Source organism: Geobacillus thermopakistaniensis (genome assembly GCF_000498995.1).
GTDB lineage: Bacteria > Bacillota > Bacilli > Bacillales > Anoxybacillaceae > Geobacillus > Geobacillus thermoleovorans.
The window spans coordinates 37,958-59,367 of record NZ_AYSF01000044.1; the positions used below are offsets into that span (position 1 = coordinate 37,958).

The 21,410-nt window shown below is 53.7% G+C and carries 25 protein-coding genes and 3 pseudogenes; 6 read left to right on the forward strand and 22 right to left on the reverse strand.

All coding sequences use genetic code 11. From position 1 onward, the window contains the following. Positions 1 to 3: 3 nt before the first annotated feature. The 13 genes from accB to T260_RS130530 all read right to left on the reverse strand — a co-directional run bounded on the left by accB (position 4) and on the right by T260_RS130530 (position 8,721). Positions 4 to 537 (reverse strand): acetyl-CoA carboxylase biotin carboxyl carrier protein, encoded by a 534-nt coding sequence (gene accB / locus T260_RS130590; protein WP_011231882.1) that lies wholly within the window; start codon positions 535 to 537, stop codon positions 4 to 6. 144 nt (positions 538 to 681) lie between these two features. After that, entirely contained in the window at positions 682 to 1,233 is a 552-nt protein-coding gene (locus T260_RS130585; RefSeq protein ID WP_011231883.1) for a SpoIIIAH-like family protein, read from the reverse strand. A 23-nt stretch (positions 1,234 to 1,256) separates the two neighbouring features. Beyond that, on the reverse strand, positions 1,257 to 1,889 hold the full coding sequence (spoIIIAG, locus tag T260_RS130580) for a stage III sporulation protein AG (protein ID WP_011231884.1): 633 nt from the start codon (positions 1,887 to 1,889) through the stop codon (positions 1,257 to 1,259). Positions 1,890 to 1,896: 7 nt separating this feature from the next. Next, complete coding sequence (gene spoIIIAF / locus T260_RS130575; protein WP_011231885.1) at positions 1,897 to 2,508, reverse strand: stage III sporulation protein AF; 612 nt, start codon at positions 2,506 to 2,508, stop codon at positions 1,897 to 1,899. Between the two features lie 10 nt (positions 2,509 to 2,518). After that, positions 2,519 to 3,682, reverse strand: coding sequence for a stage III sporulation protein AE (spoIIIAE, locus tag T260_RS130570; protein WP_020756964.1), 1,164 nt, complete (start codon positions 3,680 to 3,682; stop codon positions 2,519 to 2,521). Between the two features lie 13 nt (positions 3,683 to 3,695). Further along, a complete protein-coding gene (spoIIIAD, locus tag T260_RS130565; RefSeq protein ID WP_012820577.1) occupies positions 3,696 to 4,082 on the reverse strand; it encodes a stage III sporulation protein AD in 387 nt (128 codons plus the stop codon). A 21-nt stretch (positions 4,083 to 4,103) separates the two neighbouring features. Beyond that, positions 4,104 to 4,310, reverse strand: a complete 207-nt coding sequence (spoIIIAC, locus tag T260_RS130560; protein ID WP_011231888.1) for a stage III sporulation protein AC — start codon at positions 4,308 to 4,310, stop codon at positions 4,104 to 4,106. 15 nt (positions 4,311 to 4,325) lie between these two features. Continuing rightward, positions 4,326 to 4,838, reverse strand: coding sequence for a stage III sporulation protein SpoIIIAB (gene spoIIIAB, locus T260_RS130555; protein WP_011231889.1), 513 nt, complete (start codon positions 4,836 to 4,838; stop codon positions 4,326 to 4,328). After that, positions 4,835 to 5,755, reverse strand: a complete 921-nt coding sequence (gene spoIIIAA, locus T260_RS130550; protein ID WP_020278538.1) for a stage III sporulation protein AA — start codon at positions 5,753 to 5,755, stop codon at positions 4,835 to 4,837. The genes spoIIIAB and spoIIIAA overlap by 4 nt, the downstream gene beginning before the upstream one ends. 61 nt (positions 5,756 to 5,816) lie before the next feature. After that, positions 5,817 to 6,098, reverse strand: a complete 282-nt coding sequence (locus tag T260_RS130545) for a YqhV family protein (protein ID WP_023633909.1) — start codon at positions 6,096 to 6,098, stop codon at positions 5,817 to 5,819. A gap of 176 nt (positions 6,099 to 6,274) precedes the next feature. Next, positions 6,275 to 6,832 (reverse strand): elongation factor P, encoded by a 558-nt coding sequence (gene efp, locus T260_RS130540; protein ID WP_011231892.1) that lies wholly within the window; start codon positions 6,830 to 6,832, stop codon positions 6,275 to 6,277. A 27-nt stretch (positions 6,833 to 6,859) separates the two neighbouring features. Further along, entirely contained in the window at positions 6,860 to 7,921 is a 1,062-nt protein-coding gene (locus T260_RS130535) for a M24 family metallopeptidase (RefSeq protein WP_031212657.1), read from the reverse strand. Positions 7,922 to 8,190: 269 nt separating this feature from the next. Further along, the gene (locus T260_RS130530) at positions 8,191 to 8,721 is read right to left on the reverse strand and encodes a YqhR family membrane protein (protein WP_023633911.1); all 531 of its coding nucleotides are present in this window, start codon (positions 8,719 to 8,721) and stop codon (positions 8,191 to 8,193) included. Positions 8,722 to 8,907: 186 nt separating this feature from the next. Here T260_RS130530 and T260_RS0120140 point away from each other — a divergent pair. From T260_RS0120140 to T260_RS130525, 3 genes and pseudogenes are all read left to right on the forward strand, one after another. Continuing rightward, positions 8,908 to 9,639: pseudogene (locus T260_RS0120140) on the forward strand (DUF1385 domain-containing protein); the annotation flags it as partial. 4 nt (positions 9,640 to 9,643) lie between these two features. Then, positions 9,644 to 10,063 (forward strand): annotated as a pseudogene (locus tag T260_RS01000000137945) (DUF1385 domain-containing protein); the annotation flags it as partial. 22 nt (positions 10,064 to 10,085) lie between these two features. Next, entirely contained in the window at positions 10,086 to 10,442 is a 357-nt protein-coding gene (locus tag T260_RS130525; protein WP_021322363.1) for an SA1362 family protein, read from the forward strand. A gap of 78 nt (positions 10,443 to 10,520) precedes the next feature. On the opposite strand, the gene T260_RS130520 is transcribed toward T260_RS130525, so the two are convergent. The 4 genes and pseudogenes from T260_RS130520 to T260_RS130510 all read right to left on the reverse strand — a co-directional run bounded on the left by T260_RS130520 (position 10,521) and on the right by T260_RS130510 (position 12,493). Then, entirely contained in the window at positions 10,521 to 11,405 is an 885-nt protein-coding gene (locus T260_RS130520; protein ID WP_023633912.1) for a patatin-like phospholipase family protein, read from the reverse strand. An 87-nt stretch (positions 11,406 to 11,492) separates the two neighbouring features. After that, a complete protein-coding gene (gene mntR, locus T260_RS130515) occupies positions 11,493 to 11,918 on the reverse strand; it encodes a transcriptional regulator MntR (protein ID WP_011231898.1) in 426 nt (141 codons plus the stop codon). A gap of 161 nt (positions 11,919 to 12,079) precedes the next feature. Next, positions 12,080 to 12,199, reverse strand: a pseudogene (locus tag T260_RS1000000140775) (spore photoproduct lyase); the annotation flags it as partial. Positions 12,200 to 12,301: 102 nt separating this feature from the next. After that, positions 12,302 to 12,493: a DUF2332 family protein gene (locus T260_RS130510; protein ID WP_014196329.1), complete on the reverse strand. Its 192-nt coding sequence runs from the start codon at positions 12,491 to 12,493 to the stop codon at positions 12,302 to 12,304. 55 nt (positions 12,494 to 12,548) lie between these two features. On the opposite strand from T260_RS130510, the gene T260_RS130505 reads away from it, so the two are divergent. After that, positions 12,549 to 12,947 carry a hypothetical protein gene (locus T260_RS130505; protein ID WP_011231899.1) on the forward strand — a complete coding sequence of 133 codons (399 nt, stop codon included), beginning with the start codon at positions 12,549 to 12,551 and terminating at the stop codon, positions 12,945 to 12,947. A gap of 39 nt (positions 12,948 to 12,986) precedes the next feature. Here the strand turns inward: T260_RS130505 and T260_RS130500 are convergent, their stop codons facing one another. The 3 genes from T260_RS130500 to lipM all read right to left on the reverse strand — a co-directional run bounded on the left by T260_RS130500 (position 12,987) and on the right by lipM (position 18,189). Further along, positions 12,987 to 14,399 (reverse strand): glycoside hydrolase family 18 protein, encoded by a 1,413-nt coding sequence (locus T260_RS130500; RefSeq protein ID WP_023633914.1) that lies wholly within the window; start codon positions 14,397 to 14,399, stop codon positions 12,987 to 12,989. Between the two features lie 124 nt (positions 14,400 to 14,523). Beyond that, positions 14,524 to 17,097, reverse strand: coding sequence for a vitamin B12-dependent ribonucleotide reductase (locus tag T260_RS130495; RefSeq protein WP_011231901.1), 2,574 nt, complete (start codon positions 17,095 to 17,097; stop codon positions 14,524 to 14,526). Between the two features lie 255 nt (positions 17,098 to 17,352). After that, positions 17,353 to 18,189 carry an octanoyltransferase LipM gene (gene lipM, locus T260_RS0120150; RefSeq protein ID WP_020278531.1) on the reverse strand — a complete coding sequence of 279 codons (837 nt, stop codon included), beginning with the start codon at positions 18,187 to 18,189 and terminating at the stop codon, positions 17,353 to 17,355. Positions 18,190 to 18,398: 209 nt separating this feature from the next. Here lipM and T260_RS130490 point away from each other — a divergent pair, with 209 nt between their 5' ends. After that, a complete protein-coding gene (locus T260_RS130490; protein ID WP_023633917.1) occupies positions 18,399 to 18,773 on the forward strand; it encodes a rhodanese-like domain-containing protein in 375 nt (124 codons plus the stop codon). Next, entirely contained in the window at positions 18,770 to 18,931 is a 162-nt protein-coding gene (locus tag T260_RS09225; protein ID WP_236620427.1) for a rhodanese-like domain-containing protein, read from the forward strand. The genes T260_RS130490 and T260_RS09225 overlap by 4 nt, the downstream gene beginning before the upstream one ends. A 56-nt stretch (positions 18,932 to 18,987) precedes the next feature. Here the strand turns inward: T260_RS09225 and T260_RS130485 are convergent, their stop codons facing one another. Continuing rightward, complete coding sequence (locus T260_RS130485) at positions 18,988 to 20,175, reverse strand: ROK family transcriptional regulator (protein WP_014196334.1); 1,188 nt, start codon at positions 20,173 to 20,175, stop codon at positions 18,988 to 18,990. A 313-nt stretch (positions 20,176 to 20,488) separates the two neighbouring features. Then, positions 20,489 to 21,410 (reverse strand): aminomethyl-transferring glycine dehydrogenase subunit GcvPB (gene gcvPB / locus T260_RS130480; protein ID WP_023633919.1); only part of this gene is annotated, 922 nt, incomplete at its 5' end.

Here is a 21,410-nt window from a genome sequence, read left to right on the forward strand (position 1 = left end):
CCCTTATTCAGGCTTGACTAAAAACAACGGCTGGCCATATTCGACGAGCTGGCCGTTTTGCACCAACACCTCGACAATTTCGCCATCGACTTCCGCTTCAATTTCATTAAACAGCTTCATCGCCTCGATGATGCAGACAACCGTGTCTTTTTTCACCTTGTCGCCCGGCTTCACATACGGCGGCTTGTCCGGCGCCGGCGCTGCGTAGAACGTGCCGACCATCGGCGAAGTAATTTGATGCAAGTTGCCTTCCACAGCCGGCTTTTCTTCTTTGACCACCGGCGTTTCCGCTTTCGGTGCCGGCGCTTCTGAGGCCGCTGCTTGAACGGGAGCAGCTGCCGAAGCCGGTTCGACCGCTGCCGGAGCGGCAGGCGCCGGCGGCGCGACCGCCGTCTGTGCGGCCGCAGCCGACGCAACGGCGACAGCAGCCGTTCCTTTTTTCATATGTACTTTTGTTTCGCCTTGTTCGTATACGAATTCGTCAATTGAGGACTGGTCGACCAAGCGGATCAATTCACGGATTTCTTGAATTTTCATCGATCTCACACCTTTCTCCAAGTATCGTGCAGCCCGTTCCTTTCTGGCGGTGCCTAAACGTGTCCATAACGATTATACACACAACAGTAGGACAAACAAAAGACTTTTCCGCAAAAAAAGAAGCTGCCCTAAAGAGCAGCGCGTTCATCCAGCCGGCTGAAACTCAACCGTCACGTATTCAGCATCGGGTATTTCTTTTTTCACCATATGAATGACTTCATTCGCCGATTTAGCTGAGCTTTGTTTCGCTTTGATCGTCACGCGCACTTGGTTGTCATCGGCGCGCACGAGCACGTCTTCATAACCGCCTTTCGATTTGATGAGCGTCTCCAACGTTGCTTCTTTTTCGGACAATGCTTGCAATTTTTCAATTTTGTCGAGCGCTTCACTTTTTTCTTCCGCCGTCGCGTTCGCTGAAGCGACAATGGCGTTCAGCTCATCGCGCAGCCGGCTCCGTTCATCCTCAATTTTCATGCGCAGCGCTGTAAACAAGTCGTCGCCCGTTTCGCCAGACGCGGACGGCTTTTTCGCCTCTTCGACAGCGACGCTCGGCTGATCGGTTGTTTTTTCCGTTTTCTTATTGGCGGTAAATGCCGGACTGTCGTTCATATTTTTTGGAGCTGTCACGTAATAGACCGACAGCACAACGACCAAGCTCAACATCGTCAACAGCCATACGGTTTGTTTTTTCAACATGCCGATCTCCTCCCCTTACCCGGTCATTTTTTCGGCAAGACAGCGACGCGGTAGCTCGGAACGTTTAACACGCGCGTCACCGCCTCGACGATCCATTTTTTGATTTGCAAATTATCCGCCCCTTTGGCGACAACGAGAACGCCGCGGATGTCCGGCTTTTTCGTGGCGACGACAAGCGGCGTTTCTTCTTCGCCGTTATGAATAATGATGACTTCTTCATTGGTCGACTCGTTTTCGATCGTCCGCTTCCCGCCTTCCTTGTCGCTCTCTTCCGTTGTCTGCTGCTGAGTCGAACGCTTTTTCTCATACAGTTTCAACTCCGTGGAATCGAGATTGACGACGACCGTGACATCATCCACCCCTTCGATCGCCTCAAGAGCGGCTTTCAGTTCTTTTTCGTACCGCTCCTCATAGGCGGCGATCACTTTCTCTTTCGTCTCCTTGCTTGCCAGGAATGCCGGCTCGGCTGGAGCGGACGGCTGCCCGGCGGAAGGCTTCGCTTCGGCTTCCTCTCCACTGTTTGCCCAATGGCTTGCCGCCATCAAGGCGACACCAGCCAACAGCAGGACGACGACGTACGAAAACGGCCATTTTTTCTGTGCTCCTTCCCCGTCTTTCGGCGCTGAAGAAAAGAGCCGTTTGATGAGCGGCAACATCCCCCCTCTATTCCCTCCCCCTAAATTGCACGTCAATTTTATCTTCATCGATTTCCCATCGGCCGGCGAGAAAAGCGCGCACCTCCTCTGCCAGCGAAGCATCGCCCTCCGGCAAAGCCGGCGGCTTCGTCGTATCGATGACAACCGGTTCCACCGAACCGGCTGACTTCTGTTTCGAAAGGACGACCTCAATCGTCTTGATGTCATCCGGCATGCGCCAGTCGTCGCCTGGCTTGGCGTAAACGTTGACATCCGCTTTCAGCCCATACTTTTCCATCAACTCCTCATTGACATCGTTTTCGAGCTGGACAGCCATTTGTTTTAAAATATATGCGCGTTGCGAGGCTTGTATTTCTTTTTTCTGCTGTTCGATTTGATTTTTTATTGCCTCCTCCCCCGCACGGCCGTTGGAAAAATGGACGAGCGCCGACGCGATGAGCTGCTCGGGATCAACGGAAGCGAGCCGGAGCACCGGAGCGAGCATCACGAGAACGAGCATAAGCCCGACAGCCATTTTCACGTATTTTTGCATCGTCCCCGACGGCAGCAAAAAATCGATGATGACAGCAAACAACAAAAACAAAATGATGTTTGTCACCCACTCAATGACTAGCTGCATAGCGCTCCCCCTAGCGGACCATCATCGTAATGTTCCCGGCCATCACCATGACGGTGAGGCTTAAGAAAAACATGAGCGACACAATGAGCAGCGCCGCCAGCACGTAAGCGATGCTTTTGCCGATGATGTTGAGGCAGGACAATACCGGTCCGCCGCCAAGCGGCTGCAGAAGAGCAGCCGATAGTTTGTAGACGATGACGATGGCGAAAATTTTCACCGCTGGAAAGATGGCGATCATGAGCAAAATCGCCGCCCCGACCAACCCGACCGTATTTTTCAACAGCATGGAAGCGGCGACGACCGTATCGGCGGCATCAGTGAACAGCTTGCCGACGACCGGGATGAAATTGCCGGTGACAAATTTCGCCGCCCGGAGCGCCACGCCGTCAGCCACGGCCGCTGTCGCTCCTCGCACGGACATGACGCCAAGGAACACGGTCAAAATGAGGCCGAGCAAACCGAGGGCGGCTTTGTTGAGCAAATCGGCGAGCTGAGTCGCCTTGTAACGGTCGCTGAGCGTGCTGACGACAGAAAGCAGCGCAGCCAGAAGCAAAAGCGGCAAGGTGACGTATTCAACGACCGTGCCGGTGGTGTTCATCACAAACAAAATGATCGGGTGGAAAAACGCCGCCGACGCGACCCCGCCGGAAGTGGCGAGCAGGGCGAGCAGCAGCGGAACGAGGGCGATGATGAAATGGCTCATCGTCCGCACCGCCTCAAGCGCATAATCCGCCGCGAGGCGAAAGCTGTTTAAGGCGATCAACAAGAGCACCATATAGACGACCGCCTGGGCGATTTTGCTTACTTCCTGCTGGGCGAATGCATTTTGCAGCGATTGCAGCACCGTGCTGAAGACAGCAAGCAAAATGAGCGTGCCGAGCAGTTTGCCGTTCACCTGCAGTTCATAAAACAAATAGCGGGCGAGCGCCTTCAGCCATTCGGACGGCGACCATTGCTTGTCGCCGCTTAAAAAATCGGTGAGCGGCCCTTTCTCGCTTTCCGGCAAAAACCCTCCATACTCGCTGACGATCGTTTCCCAATAGCGGCGGATATCGCTCACATCGAGCTGAGCAAGCTGCTCGCTGACCGACGGTCCATCGCTTGCGGCTTGTACGACCAACGGACAAAAAAAGAGAGAAAGCAGCCCAACAATAAGGAACGCTGTTCGCTTCAATCCGTTCCCCCCTTTAGCGCGCCGACGGGATGAGGCCGATGACCGCTTCGATGATCGCGGTTAAAATCGGAACAGCCAGCGCCAAAATGACGATTTTGCCGCCGAGCTCAATTTTGGCGGCGATCGCCCCTTGGCCGGCGTCTTTGGAAATTTGCGCGGCGAACTCGGCAATGTAGGCAATGCCGATGATTTTCAGCATCGTCTCTAAATACACCATCTGAATATGGGCGCCTTCGGCCATTTTTCGCAACATCGCCAAAATGCTGCTGATTTGATCGACCAACAACAGAAAAATGGTGCAGCCGACAAACACGGTCAACAAAAAGGCCAGATTCGACTTTTGCTCTTGCAGCAACACGACCAAAAACGTCGCGATCAACCCGAGGCCGACGATTTGCAAAATGTCAATGGCCGATCCCTCCTACCCGCGGAACAAAAAGACATCCTTGATTTTTTGGAACAAGTCGCTGACGATGGAAGCGACCATAAACAAAATATAAATAAAGCCGAGCAGCGTCACCCATTGGGCGTATTCTTTCCTCCCCATCTGATCGAGCACCGTATGCAAAAACGCGATGACGATGCCGACGCCGGCGATTTTCAAAATGAGATCGACATCGATGCCCATGATTCTGCCTCCTGTCTACATGAGTAAAATGACGAGCAGCAGGCCGGCCAACACGCCTAAACTTTTCGCCATCTTGGCGTAGCGCGCCTGGTTGTCTAGCGCTTCCGCTTCCTCCCGCTCAAGATGGGCGAGCGCCAGCGCGATTTGCCTTTGCTGGGTGAGCCGGTCGTATTGGCCAAGCGTGGCGCCAAATTGTTTCATCACTTCAAATTCTCCTTGCTTTAGAGCGGTTTTTCCCCATACGGCTCGCAAGCTTTTTTCCCATGCCTCGGCGGCGCTCGTTTCTTCTGTGCATAACGCGGCGGCAAACCGCTCGAACAATTCGGACAACGGGGCGGCCGTTTGCCGGGCGAGATGCATAGCGGCGTCGGCAAGCGGCGTATGGCCATACATCACTTCCGCCTCAAGCGCCCTCAGCGCCGCTTTCAGCTGGCGGAGCTGGCGCGGCCGCTCGTGCAACACGCGGGCGGCGGCAAACCCAAGCCATGTTGAGGCGGCGAGAATCAACAGAGCGCCAAACCATTTCATCGATGGACCACCGCCCTTTCATACAGCACCGTTCCGCCAGCGTCGAGAATGCGTCGGATTGAGCCGGGATGGGGAATGTTCGTCAGCTCAATAAACCGTTCAAACACCTTTTGTTCCATCACCGGTCCGAGCGTCGGACGCTGCCAGACGTCTTGGATGTTGCGGCCGTGCACAGTCGTCCATACAGAGACGCCAGCATTGGCCGCTTCAAGCACTGCCTCGCTGTCCTCCTCGCGCCCGATTTCGTCGACAATCATGACATCAGGGCTCATCGAGCGGATCATCATCATCATCCCTTCCGCTTTCGGGCAGGCGTCCAACACGTCAAGGCGCGGGCCGAACGAAAACTGAGGAATCCCTTTCACACAGCCAGCGATTTCCGATCGTTCGTCAACGATCGCCACCTTTTGCGCCGGAATGCGCCTCGTCCCGCTGCTAATCAAGCGCGCTGCATCGCGCAGGAGCGTCGTTTTTCCCGTCTGCGGCGAGCCGATGATCATCGTATGACGCCAGCGGCCGTCGTACACATACGGAATCAGCGGCTCGGCGATGCCGATCTGTTCCTTGGCGATGCGAATGTTAAACGAGGAAACATCGCGGATCGCTTTCACCTTGCCCCCTTCAGTAATGACTTTGCCGGCCAGCCCAACGCGATGCCCCCCCTCAATCGTCATAAATCCGCGCTTCAGCTCTTCTTCGACGGCATAGATCGAATAATGACTCAATTTGTTGAGCAAATGCACGCCGTCTTCTTTCGTCACTTCATACGGCAGCAATCGGGCCGTTCCGTTGACGATCACCTCAAGCGGCCGGGAGACGCGGATGCGGATTTCTTCAATTCCGCGGCGGCATGAAGGAAGATGGTGCTGCAACGCGGCGGCGACCGTTTTCGGCAAAATTCCCCACACCGCTTCCATGGCCCTCCCCCTTTTCTTGTGGACTAGTTCATATGTATGGGCGGAATGCGCCGTTTATGCCTTACTTGTAAATTGCGAACAAAATGAGCGCGATCCCGAGCGCCACAAGCCCAAGCCGTGAAAACGAGAGCTCGTCCGCAAGCGAAAGCAGTCCAATCGCCATGGTCACCATCATGACGGTTGGACCGACGACAGCAAGCGCGGCATTAACGGCAAGCGCTTTTTTCACGTCATTGAACATAAGCATCAACAGCGCCGCGCTCAGTTCAATGAACGCGGACACCATCCGCATGCCAGCCATGGCCATAACGGACGGGTCGATCGATCGCAGCCAATGTTTCATGTTCCCCTCCTGTTTTGCCAAATGGGATCGATTAGTACAAACGTATGCGAAAACAAGCCGTTTCAGAAGAAGTTTTTACTGAGGAAAACGATGGGGGAGAGCGAAACGGCGCCCATTTTGCGCATAAAAAACACCGCCCCGGAAGGTGTCCGAGACGGTGCCTGTCGGGCTTGCGCTTACGCCCGCGAAACGTACGTGCCGTCGGCCGTATTAATGATGAGCGTGTCGCCTTCGTTGACGAAAAACGGCACTTGAACGACAAGGCCGGTTTCGAGCTTCGCCGGCTTCGAACCGCCAGAAGCGGTGTCACCTTTAATGCCCGGCTCTGTTTCGACGACTTTCAGCTCGACGGTGTTCGGCAGCTCGACGCCGATCGTTTCGCCTTGGTACATCATAATAAATACTTCCATATTCTCTTTCAAGAACTTCAATTCATGCTCGATTTGTTTCGCCGGCAGCTCGATTTGTTCGTACGTTTCCATATCCATAAAAACGTGTTGGTCGCCGTTGGCGTACAAATATTGCATTTTGCGTGTGTCGATTTGCGCCCGGTTCACTTTTTCGCCGGCGCGGAACGTCCGCTCCTGAATGGCGCCGGTGCGCAAATTGCGCAGCTTCGAACGGACGAACGCCGCCCCCTTGCCCGGCTTGACGTGCTGGAATTCAAGGACGCGCCAAATCTCGCCGTCCACCTCAATCGTAAGTCCTGTGCGAAAATCGTTGACTGAAATCATTAGCCGAAATCCTCCTCACGCAATCCATTATAAAATGATCAGTTCTTTTGGCGAATGGGTGAGAGCTTCGTTCCCGTCAGCAGTAATGACCGTATCGTCCTCGATGCGCACCCCGCCAAGCCCCGGGATGTAAATGCCCGGCTCGACGGTGACAACCATGCCTGGCTCAAGCACGACATCCGAACGGAACGAAAGCGTCGGCCCTTCGTGAATTTCCAATCCAATCCCATGGCCGGTCGAATGGCCGAAATAGTCGCCATACCCTTTTTCGCGGATGTAATCGCGCGTGAGCGCATCAGCCTCTTTGCCGGTCATGCCTGCCTTGAGCCCGTTCATGCCGCGTTGCTGCGCTTCAAGAACGATGTCATAGATCGTCCGCAGCTCCGCGCTAATGTCGCCGACGGCGACCGTTCTCGTAATGTCGGAACAATACCCTTTATAGTAAGCCCCGAAATCAAGCGTGACGAGCTCGCCGCGCTCGATCGTTTTCTCTGACGCCACCCCGTGCGGCAGCGCCGAACGGTAGCCGGAGGCAACGATCGTATCAAAGGAGGACGAAGACGCCCCTTGTTTGCGCATAAAAAATTCCAGCTCATTCGCCACTTCGATTTCTTTAACGCCTGGACGGATGAACGACAAAATGTGCGAAAACGCCGCATCAGCGATTTCTGCTGCTTCCTTTAATATCTTAATCTCTGCCTCTGACTTAATCAAGCGCAATTTTTCTACGAGCCAAGACGTTGGCACGAGTTCAGCGCGGATGGCTTCTTCATACGACTTGTATGCGGCATAGGTGACATGTTCTTGCTCAAAGCCAAGCCTCTTGATGCCAAGCCGCTTCACCTGATTGGCAATTTCTTCGATGATCGGCCCGCTGTGCTGGACGACTTCAAACCCTTGGGCTTGCCTCGATGCTTGTTCGACGTAGCGGAAGTCCGTAACCAACACCGCCCCTTGACGGCTGACAAGTGCAGCGCCGGCCGTGCCAGTAAACCCGGTCAAATAGCGGCGGTTGTAGCCGTTTGTTACTAACAGCCCGTCGATATGCTGCTCGTCAAGGAGCTCCCGAAGCTTTTCCAGCTTTTCCAGCTTTTCCATGTTTCCGTCTCCTCTTCCCTTAGAGTGTGCTCGTCTCCTCCGCTGCCTGCGTCGAGAGCGGAGAAAATCTTCGCGGTCAGGATGACGCGAAAGACCTCGTAGGCGCGCCAGTTTCACGAGCGCCCGCAGCAGCCATGGACTGATGCTGAAACATGCAAAACCTTCTTTATTTTACCATAAAGATGGTCGTTTCCGCTAGACATCCGCGCGGCGCTTGATGCAGCACTTACTTCAGCGGATGAGAGTGAAAAGAAGCTTCGTCAGTTTCCTTCATTTGCCGCCTCTTTTCCGACATTTAACGCCGTTCGATTCATTTCTTGCGTTTCAAAAGAAATCGAATACCCGACAAATACGCCATATAAAATGTATAAGCAAAGCGTCGTAATAATCGTATTCGTTTCTAAATCTGCAACTGGTTGGACGTTTGGAAACAGTGGATTAAACAAATAAAAGACAATCATCCAAAGCACCACGCCATATACCATTCCCGCCCACATACCGGCGATCTTGCGCAGGAACGCGTAGTACAAAAGCGCCGCCGCAATGGAAATGATGCCGATCAGCACGATGGCCGCATAATTGCCGGCTTTCCCATATTTCCAGTCCCCGGCAACCCACGGGATGAGAATCATATTCGGACTGATTTCACTGAAATGGAAAAAATAAGCCAAATAGCCGATCAAACTCCAAAACACCCCGCCGACAAACCCGATGATGATCGTTTTTTGTATGAGCGTCATCGGCCGCTCCGTCTCCTCCTGCTCAAGCTTCCTTTTTTGTTCCGCCATCATCGTACACCTCCTTGTCTGTTAGTATGACCGACGGCCGACCATCCCATGAATCAAACGAAAAAATGACCGCCCTTGTGTAAATCATGGATTTTTTGGAAATCATAATAGTAGCATCAACCTAGAGGTTTCCGGATGTTTCTTGTAGAATAAAATAATAAACATAAAAAATAGGTTGGTGTTGGCCTGATGAAATCATCAATGGAGAAACCGTTATACGGCGGCCAAGCGGTCGTTGAAGGGGTGATGTTTGCCGGCAAGACGCACTCCGTCACCGCTATTCGCCGCCATGACGGGACGATTGACTATTTTACGCTGCCTCGCCGCAGCCATCCGACGCTGGCTGCCCTGAAAAAAATCCCGTTTGTCCGCGGCATTGTCGCCATTATTGAGGCGAGCGCAAACGGGGCCAAGCATTTGCAATTTGCCAGCGAACAATATGAGGCGTCCTCGGACGAAAAACAGGCCGCCGAAGAAAGACGCTCCAAATTCGGGCTGATTCTCGGCGCCGCCGTCATCGGCGTGCTATCGTTTTTATTCGCCAAAACCATTTTTACGCTCGTTCCGGCGCTCGCCGCCGACGCCTTTAAACCGCTCGTACCGGGGAAAATGGGGCAAATTTTGCTTGAAGGAGCCTTTAAGCTTGCTCTTTTGCTCGGCTACATTTACTTTATTTCGTTGACGCCGCTTGTTAGGCGCGTGTTCCAATACCACGGGGCGGAACATAAAGTCATCAACGCCTTTGAATCAGGGTGGCCGCTCACTGTTGAGCACGTCCAGCGCGCCTCGCGCCTTCACTACCGATGCGGCAGCAGCTTCATTTTATTTACTGTCATGATCAGCTTGTTCCTTTATTTGTTCGTGCCGACGGATCCGCTTTGGCTGCGAATCGCAAACAGGCTCGCTTTAATTCCTGTCGTGCTNCCAATACCACGGGGCGGAACATAAAGTCATCAACGCCTTTGAATCAGGGTGGCCGCTCACTGTTGAGCACGTCCAGCGCGCCTCGCGCCTTCACTACCGATGCGGCAGCAGCTTCATTTTATTTACTGTCATGATCAGCTTGTTCCTTTATTTGTTCGTGCCGACGGATCCGCTTTGGCTGCGAATCGCAAACAGGCTCGCTTTAATTCCTGTCGTGCTTGGCGTTTCGTTTGAGGTCTTGCAGTTTACAAATAAATTGAGGGATATTCCGCTGCTAAGCTGGCTTGGCTATCCCGGGCTATGGCTGCAGCGGTTGACGACAAAAGAACCGGACGATGACCAAGTGGAAGTGGCCATCGCCTCGTTTCAGCGGCTTCTTGATTTGGAAGCGGAAGCCGAAAGGAAACAAGCGGTGCAGTAATCGATCAAAGGGGGTGGACTCATTGCGGCGCCGGGCCATTCATCCGCTTGTCGGGCTTATGATTTTGCTTGGAACGCTTGGCATTGTCTATACCCTTTTTGCCCATCCGACGGTGCTGTTCCGCCAGCTGTTGTTTGTTGCGCTGTTTTTGGCCGCCATTTATCTCTTCTACCGGTTCGTATACCAACGCCGCACCGATCAAGATCGGTTATCGTATTTAAAGGCGGTGCGGCAGTCGAAAAAGCTCCATCCCCGCTCCGGGCGCAAACAAGCAAAGCCGGCGAAACTGAAGCGGCCGCTGAAAAAACGGACGGCCATTCCGCACTTGACCGTGATCGAGGGCAAAAAAGGCAAAAAAAAGAATCGAGCTTCGTTTTAGCTTGATTCTTTTTTGTTTGCCTCTGCCGTTCAGCTAAAAAATCGGCGGCAGAGGTGTGACCTATTGTCGCTTTCCCGTCTAGTACGCCCATTGGCGCAAAAACTGCCGCGCCCGCTCGCGCCCATAGTCAATGAGACGCCGGCGCGCTTCCAGGTCGATGGAAAACTCGGTCGCAAGAACGTTTTCCACCGGCAAAAAGATGATGTTTTTTTCATGGCGGCGCGAAATATAGCGGGCGTCATGCGCCTCTTTCATCGCCGCAAACAACGCTTCGTACAAATCAAGCGCGTTGGCAATGCGCCGTTTCGGCCGCTGGCCGGGCTTGGCGCTCAATTGAACGCCGAGCACCGGCCGTTTTTTCGTTTCTTTTTCTTCATCAAAGAGAAACAGCGGAAAGTTGCTGAGCACCCCGCCGTCAACGATGAGGGAGGTGCCGTCCCGTCCGTGAAGGCGGACCGGCTCAAAGAAATAAGGAATGCTGATGCTCATCCGCACTGCCTTGGCGATGGAAAACGACCCAGGGTCAATGCCGTATATGGCTAAATCGTCCGGCAGCACGACGATGCGTCCGTTCGTCACATCGGAAGCGACGATATACAAACTGCCGGCCGGCACATCTTGAAACGTCCGCACGCCGCGGGCGGCGAGCGCCGCCTCGAGCCACCGCTCAAACGCCTTTCCTTGATACAGCCCAAGATGCCAATACAGGCGCACCCATTTCCAAAGCGAAAACGGAATCCATAGCGGCCGTTCATCCAAAAACTGCTCCAACTCCAACTCCTCAAGCAGTCGGGCGATGTCGCGGGCGCTGTAGCCTGCCGATAGCAGCGCCGAAAGCAACGCTCCCGCACTCGTGCCAGCAAGCCGCTTCCAGCGCAGACCTTTTTCCTCAATCGCTTCATACGCTCCAAGCAACGCAAACCCTTTCACCCCGCCGCCGGAAAAGACAAGATCAATGTCCACCGCCGCCTCCCCCTTTTTGCCGTTTATACATATGTAAGAAAAAAGGAGGACATTTAGTACGGCAAACAAAAAAGAGCAAGCATCGGCTTACTCTCCTTGTTCATTGCGCTTTTGGACATCGCGCAGCGCTTCAAGGCGGCGTTCGTCCTCTTGAAAATACTGCACCAAATCGCCGATCCGGTCGATGGCGTTCCAGCTCAAATGGTGTTCAATCCCTTCCACGTCGCGGTAAATGTTTTCTTCGCTGACACCGATCAAACGGAGAAACTGCTCAAGCAGCTCATGGCGGTAGACGAGCCGCTGGCCGATTTTTCTTCCTTTTGGCGTCAAGACGAGTCCGCGGTATTTCTCATACACTAAATACTCATCTTTATCGAGCTTTTGCACCATTTTCGTCACCGAGGAGGGATGGACGGACAACGCTTCAGCGATGTCAGAGACGCGGGCATAGCCCTTTTCTTCAATCAAAATGTAAATTTGCTCAATATAATCTTCCATGCTTGGTGTCGGCAACGTTTGTCCCCTCCCATTACATTTGTCTGCCGCAGACAAGTGCAGCGGCCGTCAGCATCTCTCATGAACATTGCCGCTTTGCCCGCTTCGGCTAGACGCTGCCGGGCCAGTCGGCCGCCCAGGCAAACAAAAAATAGCAATCAATCCCATTATACCATGAAGGGAACATTACGTAAAATACTGCACTTGGGCCGATGGAAAAAAGCGAGCAATACCTTTCCGAGCGGATGCGGCAACGCCTCCGGTTCGAAATACACAAGTTTGGGCATAAACGGTTTCATTCATTTCCCTCCATGTTCTCCGTATTTGATGTTAGTATGATTCAAGGATGGAGGGAAATCGCGTGCTTCTTTTGCTTGGCATCATTTTTCATGGAAGGCTCATTACCCCCAATTTGATATGTTCATCTCCCAGCGAAACCAACGACCATGCCCATCGGTTTCAGCCACGATTTGCCGATATTCTCGGCCGTCAATCATGCCATCCAGATGCAATTTCCGATCCCACATGTTGTTATACACATGGAACAAATCCCGTTGGCGGCCGATTTCGCGAAGCTGCTCAAGATTTGCCATGACAGCTCATGAACGCAATGATACAATAAAACTAAACTGAAAGGAGGGATGCAGAATGTCTCACGAGCTTGTCGAATTGCTTCGCTCGGTGCTGAAAGAGGAGTTGCAGCCGATTCATGAACGCCTCGACCGCCTAGAAGCCGGACAGCAACGCCTCGAAGAACGACAACAACGCCTCGAAGAACGACAACAACGCCTCGAAGAACGACAACAGCGCCTCGAAGAACAGCAACAACGCCTCGAGGAAAAGTTGGACCATTTCATTATCGAGACGCGCAGCCATTTCAAAAAAATCGAGGACGAGCTGGCCGACCATCGGCGCATGTTCGAGATATTGTCACATGATTGGCGCAACGCGAACATTGCGATTGAATATTTAAACCATAAGATCGGCCAGCACGATCTGGAAATTTATCAGCTAAAAAAGCGGCTCGAACTCCAAGAAACAAAGTAAAAGCGCATGCCCGATGACCGGCGCATACGCTCGAACCGCTTATCCCCGCTTGCGAATGCGGAAATTGTCTTCTAACAGCACCCAGTTTTCCGGATACGGATACCCGAGCACCCAGTAGCTGATTCCGCGCAATCCGTATTCTTTCACCAATTCAAATTTCGCCAACGCGCTGCGGGCGTCTTCAAACCATACTTCGTGCTGGCGGCCTTGCTCGTCCGTGTACCGGTAAAACGGCGAGGCGGCCGCCGCATCGTATTGGATGGACGCCCCGTAGCGAATGGCGCGCTCCACGGCTTCTTTCGGGCTGAACGTTTCCGCCTCTTGCCCTTGCACGTGCGGCAGCACCCAGTCGCGGGCATAAATTTGAAACCCCATCATGATTTTGCTACGCGGAATGGCGGTCACCGCATAATCGAGCACGCGCCGAATTTGATTCACCGGCGAAATGGCTTGCGGCGGCCCAAATCGGTAGCCCCACTCATAGGTCATAAGGACAACAAAATCAGCGATGCGTCCGTGGGCTGGGTAGTCGTGCGCTTCGTACAGCAGCCCTTTTTGTTCAGCGCTTATTTTGGGCGCCAGCGACGTCGATAAAACATACCCTTCGGCGTGAAGCCGGTTGGCCGCCCGCTGCAAAAACTCGTTATACCGCTTGCGGTCGGACGGATAGACATTTTCAAAATCGACATTCAACGCGCGGTACCCTTTTGCTCGCATCACTTGAATGACGTTGTCAAGCAATCGCGTTTGCAGCGCAACGTCGGCCAGAATCGTCTGCGCCAGCCTCGAGCCCGGGTCTTGGTACGTAAAGTTCGTGATCGTCATCATCGGCACGACACGGGCGGCATAAGCCGCCTGAATGAATGCTGTATCATTGATCGGATTGAGCCCGCCATCGGCGCGGATCGTGTAGGCGAATGGCGCGGCATAGGTCAAATGGCGGCCGACTTCGCGCACTTGCTCCGCTCCTTTCTCCCCTTGGTCCACCGTAAATGCGTTCACCTCGATGAGCGGCTTCGCCGGCGGGATGATGAGCCGCTGTCCGGGGACGATCCGGTTCGGATCGGTAATATCGTTTACTTCGATCAGCTGCTGAACCGTCACTCCGTAGAACGAAGCGATTTGCGCCAGCGTCTCCCCGCTTCGCACCGTATGGATGCGCGCTGGGATGAACAACGTTGTCCCTGGATAAAGGAGCGACGGATTCGTGATCCGGTTCGCCTGTATAATCGCTTCGACCGCCACTCCATACTGGCGCGCAATTTGCCATAACGTTTCCCCTGTGCGGACCGTATGGTAACGATATGGAACCGGGATGACGAGCGCTTGGCCAACGGCTAGCCGGTTCGGGTCGCTCAGTTCATTGGCGGCGACAATCCGCTCGAGTGGAACGCCGTAACGCTGAGCCAACTGCCAAAGCGTCTCCCCGCGCTTTACGACATGAACAATCATGACGCTCCCCCTTTCGTTCCCTCCTTTTACCACTATATTTTGGCTTTTGCCTTTTATGTAAAAAAAACGCCGGTTCCTCTACGGAAACCAGCGTTTCATCCATTCAAACCCATCCGTATCGCCATTACAGGCCGCACTTCAGCTGCGCGCCGCAGCTTGTGCACGTGTTGCAGCCGCCGATCTCTTCGATCGTCCCTTCGCGGCAAATCGGGCAAATATTGCCGATTTCGGAACCGATTGTCACATCGGTGGCGCGCACATCTTGAATCGTATCAACGAGCACGACGGGGCGTTTCGTCTCTTTTTCCTCGAGCTCCTCTGGAAGCAGTTCAAGTTGCTCTTCAATCTGATTCTCCTCAGCCTTTAACGTCAACACTTGTGCATCGCGGCTGCCGTCGACATAGACGGTTCCGCCTTTCGCACCGCAACGCCATAAACGCTCGTACACTTTTTGCACTTGCTCGACGGTGTAGCCCTTCGGCGCGTTGACCGTTTTCGACAAGCTCGAGTCGACCCAACGTTGAATGATGCACTGCACATCGGCGTGCGCTTCCGGCGGCAAGTCCATCGCCGTCACAAACCAAGGCGGCAAGTGGTTCGGGTCGGCTTCCGGGTGTTTGTCCAAATATTCTTGGACGATGTCCGCTTTCACTTCGATAAATTTGCCCAAGCGCCCGCTCCGGTAGTACGAGAACGAGAAGTACGGCTCAAGCCCGGTTGAGACGCCGACCATCGTTCCCGTCGATCCTGTCGGCGCCACCGTCAGCAAGTGCGAGTTGCGGATGCCGTATTTCAAAATATCTTGACGAATATCTTCCGGCATCCGTTTCATGTAGCCGGTGTTGATGAACGCTTCACGCAGCTTGCGCGTCTCTTCCTCCGTTTCGCCGACAAGAAACGGGAAGCTGCCTTTTTCTTTCGCCAGCTCGATCGATGCCCGGTATGCGGTCGTGGCGATCGTGCGGAACAGCTCATCGACAAGCTGGTTTCCTTCCTCAGAGCCGTACGCTTTTTCGCAGTAAATGAGCAAGTCTGCAAGCCCCATGACGCCAAGGCCGATGCGGCGCTCGCCGAGCGCTTGTTTTTTGTTTTCCTCAAGGAAGTACGGCGTGGCGTCAATGACGTTGTCTTGCATCCGCACCCCGATTTCGACCGTGCGTTTCAGTTTTTCGTAGTCAATGACCTTCCGTTCTTTGTCCACCATGTTCGCCAAGTTAATGGCGGCCAGATTGCACACCGAATACGGTGCCAACGGTTGTTCCCCGCACGGGTTGGTCGCAACGACTTTTTGCCCGTACGCGCGGGCGTTCGTCATTTCGTTGGCGTTGTCGATGAAGAAAATGCCCGGCTCGGCTGAATACGTCGCGCAAATGTTGATCAGCTTCCACAGTTCGCGGGCGCGGATTTTCCGGTAGACGCGGACGCGATAGCCCATTTTCTCCCATTCGCGTACATCGCCGACTTCATGCCATTTTTCGTTGTAAATGCGCATTTCCTCTTCGGAATAGGTTTCCACGTCCGGGAAGCGGAGCGCGTATTCTTCGTCCTTTTCGACCGCTTCCATGAACTCTTTCGTCAGGCAGACGGAAATGTTCGCACCGGTCAAAAAGTCTGGGTTGTGCACCGTATATGTACCGCCGGTGCGCAGTTTTTCTTCGGCGTCTTTGATGATTTCTTCAGTGAAACCGCCGTAGTCAGGCGCGTTCTTGTATCGGACGATCGCTTCATACATCGCCCGCTCCCGCTCGGTGAGCGGCGTAAATTTCAGTTTGTCGCGCGCTGCTTTTTTGATGCCTTCGTCTTCCATATTTTCGAGCAGGTAGCGCAAAATGCGCGGGTTTTGCATTTTCGAGACGATGAATTCGATAATGTCCGGGTGCCAGTCAGCAAGCATAATCATTTGGGCGCCGCGGCGGGAGCCACCTTGCTCGACAAGGTGGGTCAGCTTCGCAATATCGTCAAGCCACGAGACCGACCCGGACGATTTGCCGTTCACCCCGCGCGCAAGCGTATGGCGCGGCCGCAATGTCGAGCCGTTCGTCCCAACGCCGCCGCCGCGGCTCATGATTTCCATCACCTGCTTCCGATGTTCGGAAATTCCTTCGCGCGAGTCTTTCACAAACGGCATCACATAGCAGTTGAAATACGTCACTTCCTTGCCCGAACCCGCCCCGTACAACACGCGGCCGGCCGGAACAAAATTCAAGCTTGCGAGCTCTTGATAAAACTTTTCGAACCACTCTTTCCGCTTTTCTTCTGTCTTTTCCACCGCCGCCAGCCCAGTCGCATTGCGCTTGGCGATTTGCTCATAGAAAATTTCGAGCGGCTTATCAATAATGTCGAGCGACCGAACCACAATGCCGGTCTCCGCCTCTTCCCCTTCGAGCACGTGCCGGTATTCGTCTTCAATCAACACGCGCGCCTTTTTCGCCTCCCAATCGATGTCGACGATAAACCCGAGCCCTCGTGCCGGGAATTTCGGATCCTCCTTGATCGTCAACACGACGAAATCGCCCGGTGTGAGCGTCAGCTTCTCCGTATCTTTGAATGAATACCGGTCAAGCATGACCAAACGGGATACGCCTTTATGGGTGATGTGCATATCCGGCGTAATCGGATGCACTTGCGGAAATAGGCGGATATCCTCGTTCAGCTTGTCAATATTGATCTTCATTTTTTCGGATGACGCCACCGTCATTCTCCTATCTCTCCTCTTTTATATAATCTCTCATGTTTTTGGCAAAGTTGTCCTGTCTTCTCTACCTTACCATATCAAACAGAAAAAAACAATATATAGTATGATTTTTTATGAAAATCATACTATATATTGTTAAAGAGAACAAATGATTTCATTTTGTCAAGCAAAAAAAAAACAAAACACGGCGAAAAGCGGAGAAAAACGGGGGAGTGCCGCTGTTTTTGCCGGAAAACGAACGATTTACCGCGTCGCTGCTCAGCGCTTGAAGTTCCATTCGTCGCTTTCGTATTTCGCCCGCGCCAGCTCTTCAACGTACGCCCGCTCTTCGGCGGTGAGCGTGTACGGTTCCAATACGATGTTCAATCCCTTTTCAAATCCTTTGTAAAACGCCTCTTTCGCTTCCTCGATCGTCACCGTGCGGCTCGTCAACTCATTGATCGCGACTGCCTTCTTTTTAAAATCGCGCTGCAGACGCTCTTTCACCCGCTCGTTTGGATATTTAAACAAGCTGAACAGCAGCTCTTCGTCCAGATCAAGCAAAATCGATCCGTGCTGCAAAATGACGCCTTTTTGCCGCGTTTGCGCGCTGCCGGCGATTTTCCGCCCCTCAACGACAAGCTCGTACCATGACGGCGCGTCAAAACAAACGGCCGAGCGCGGGCTGCGCAAATCTGCCTTCTCTTCTTCCGTTTTCGGCACGGCAAAATACGCATCCAACCCAAGATAGCGAAATCCCTCTAAAATTCCTTGCGAAATGACGCGGTATGCTTCCGTCACCGTCTTCGGCATCGCCGGGTGCGACTCGGAGACGATCACGCTGTATGTCAATTCTTTATCGTGCAGGACGCCGCGCCCGCCGGTCGGCCGACGGACAAAGCCGAGGCCGTGCCGTTTGACCGCCTCTAAATCAATTTCTTTCTCCACTTTTTGAAAATAACCAATCGACAACGTCGGCGGATTCCAGCCATAAAAGCGGATCGTCGGCGGAATTTTGCCTTCGCTGTGCCAATCGAGAAGCGCCTCATCGAGCGCCATATTGAACGCCGGCGGGCAATAGCCGGAATCGATAAAGCGCCATACTTCTTTTGCCATCGTTCCACCTTCTCTATTGTTCCATACTCTAAACGCTGCGGCGGCTTGTCGACCACCGCCAAGGGGCGGGACGCTTTTGGCCGCCTTTATTAGTTTAGCAAACAACGCCGGTGAAGGAAAGAAAAATGGCATCGCGAAAACCTCTTTGCTTCCCGGCGGCGACTTTATATAATAGGAAATAGCAGACGAAGCGAAAGGAGGCATGACGGGTGGAAGCATTGCTCATTATTCTCGGCGCAATCATCGTGTATTCCGTCATTACGTACTTCTGGCAGAAGAGAATTGTCAAAGCATTGACAGAGGAAGAGTTCCGCGCCGGTTATCGAAAAGCGCAACTCGTCGACGTCCGCGAACCGGATGAGTTTGCGGCTGGACATATTTTAGGGGCTCGCAACATCCCGCTCACGCAGCTTCGCATGCGCATGAAAGAATTGCGCAAAGACCAGCCGATCTATTTGTACTGCCAAAACGGACTGCGCAGCGGGCGAGCCGCGCAAATGCTCTACCGAAAAGGATACCGCGACTTGTACCATTTAAAAGGCGGATTTAAAACATGGACCGAAAAAGTGGCCGAAAANGCATGAAAGAATTGCGCAAAGACCAGCCGATCTATTTGTACTGCCAAAACGGACTGCGCAGCGGGCGAGCCGCGCAAATGCTCTACCGAAAAGGATACCGCGACTTGTACCATTTAAAAGGCGGATTTAAAACATGGACCGGGAAAGTGAAGAAAAAAGCGTAGCCCGTTAACCAAAAAGGCGCTCTGCCCAAACAGGCAGGCGCCTCTTTTCGCATGCGCTAGACCGCCGCAAATTCCGGCGGCAGGACGACCGCCTCAAGCACCGAAGCAGCCGCGCCGATGGCGCAGCTTTTCTCTTTCAGCTTGGAGGAGATGATGGACGGCTCGCTTTCTTTTTTGACGAGAATCCGCTTTCTCACTTCTTGGCGCGCCGGACCGATCACATACTCGCCCGCTTGGGCAATCGGACCGCCGATGATGACTGCTTCTGGATTGTACGCATAAATCACCTGCAACAATCCAACGCCGAGATAGCGCCCCGTTTCCTCCAAAATGCGCGCCAGCTGTTCATCGCTTTCTGCTGCCAACGCCATCGCAGCGATGGAAAAGCGTTCATCGAGCCATTCGGAACGCCCTTCTTCAGCCAAACGGCGCTCAATGTATTTTTCCGACGCATACATTTCCCAGCAGCCGATGTTGCCGCAGCTGCAGCGAATGCCGTTGACATCGATCGTATGATGGCCGATTTCACCAGCTAGGCCGCTGACACCCCGATAGAGCTGATGGTGAAGAACGACGCCGGCGCCAATGCCGATTCCGGCGCTGATGTAAACAAAGTGGGCGAACTCGTTGCCGGCGCCGAACCACTTTTCTCCAAGCGCCGCCAGTTTCGCCTCATTCTCGACAATGACAGGACGCTCAGGCCACCGTTGCCGCAAAACAGCCGCCAAGGCGACATCGTCCCAGCGCAAGTTCGGAGCAAACACAACGGTCCCGCTTTCGGTATGGACGACGCCCGGCACGCCGATGCCGATTCCCATCACACCGTACGGTGTCGCCGGCGCCCGGCGGATGGCCGCCTCGATGAGCTCCATCATTTCGCCGATGATCGCCTCCTGCCCTTCAGACGGGCGGAACGAACGCCGTTGCTCCCAAAGAATGTCCGCGTTTAAATTGGTCAACACGGCATACAAATAGTTCACCCCCAGCTCAACGCCGATAAGCGAGCCGGCGTCGGCGTTGAAGCGAAGCATGAGCGGCCGGCGCCCGCCGGTTGACTCGCCGATTCCGCTTTCATGGACGAAATGCTCGGCGATCAGTTCGTCAACAAGCGCGGAGACAGTGGCCTTGTTCAATCCGGTTGTCTTGGCGATATCGGCGCGCGAAATCGGATGCTGGTCGCGAATCAATTTTAAGACGAGCTGTTTATTCATTTTTTTTACAAGAGAAATGTTTCCTGTCCGCACGTCTCTGTCATCCTTTTCATTTGATTGATCGAATGTGTCTTGCGAAAGGGCAGGGGCGCCTCGCTATTATGGCGGTTGCTGCATCCGTCGATTCCTGCCGTGCAGGCTTCTTGGCCATCCGCTTTTTCACTCAAGCCGTCGGGCGCCCGTGCACCGACTGTTAAGGCTAACTTCTCCATATGGACACATGCTTTTTCTTTCTTGATCTTAGTTTATATAATAAACTAATTCGACGTTTTTGTCAATGGCTCATCCGGCGTACAAAGAAACGGCCCGCTCCGTTAGGGAGCGAGCGCTCATCAATGCTCAAACGTCAGTTATTGCTATGTTTCGGTTTTTGGTAGCGCAAAATCGGCTTGCGCGCCGCGGTCGTTTCATCAAGTCGCTTCACAACGGTCGTATGCGGCGCTTCTTGAACGATTTCCGGATTTTCCTCCGCCTCTTTGGCAATTTGGATCATGGCGTCAATAAACGCGTCAAGCGTCTCTTTCGACTCCGTCTCCGTCGGCTCAATCATCATGCACTCTTCGACGATGAGCGGGAAGTAAATCGTCGGCGGATGGAAGCCGAAATCAAGCAGCCGCTTGGCAATATCGAGCGTTCTGACGCCGAGTTTCTTTTGCCGGCGTCCCGACAGGACGAACTCGTGCTTGCAATGGCGGTCGTACGGCAAATCGTAATAGTCGGCAAGCCTCCGCATCATATAGTTGGCGTTTAACACGGCGTACTCGCTCACCGCTTTTAAGCCGTCCGGCCCCATCGAGCGGATGTACGTGTACGCCCGGACGTTGATGCCGAAATTGCCGTAAAACGGCTTGACGCGGCCGATCGACTGCGGGCGGTCGTCATCGAGATAATAGCCGTTTTCTCCTTTTTCGATGACCGGCTTCGGCAAAAACGGAACGAGGTCGGCTTTCACCCCGACCGGGCCTGAGCCTGGGCCTCCGCCGCCGTGCGGGCCGGTGAACGTTTTATGCAAGTTCAAATGAACGACGTCAAAGCCCATGTCCCCCGGGCGCGCCTTGCCAAGAATCGCGTTTAAATTCGCCCCGTCATAATACAGCTTGCCGCCGGCTGCGTGGACGATTTCAGCCACTTCGACGATCTGCTCTTCAAACAGCCCGAGCGTATTCGGATTCGTGAGCATAAGCGCCGCTGTATCCGGACCGACGACGCGCTTTAAGTCCTCTAAATCAACAAGTCCATCTTTTCGGCTTTGTTTTTGACCCAAAACG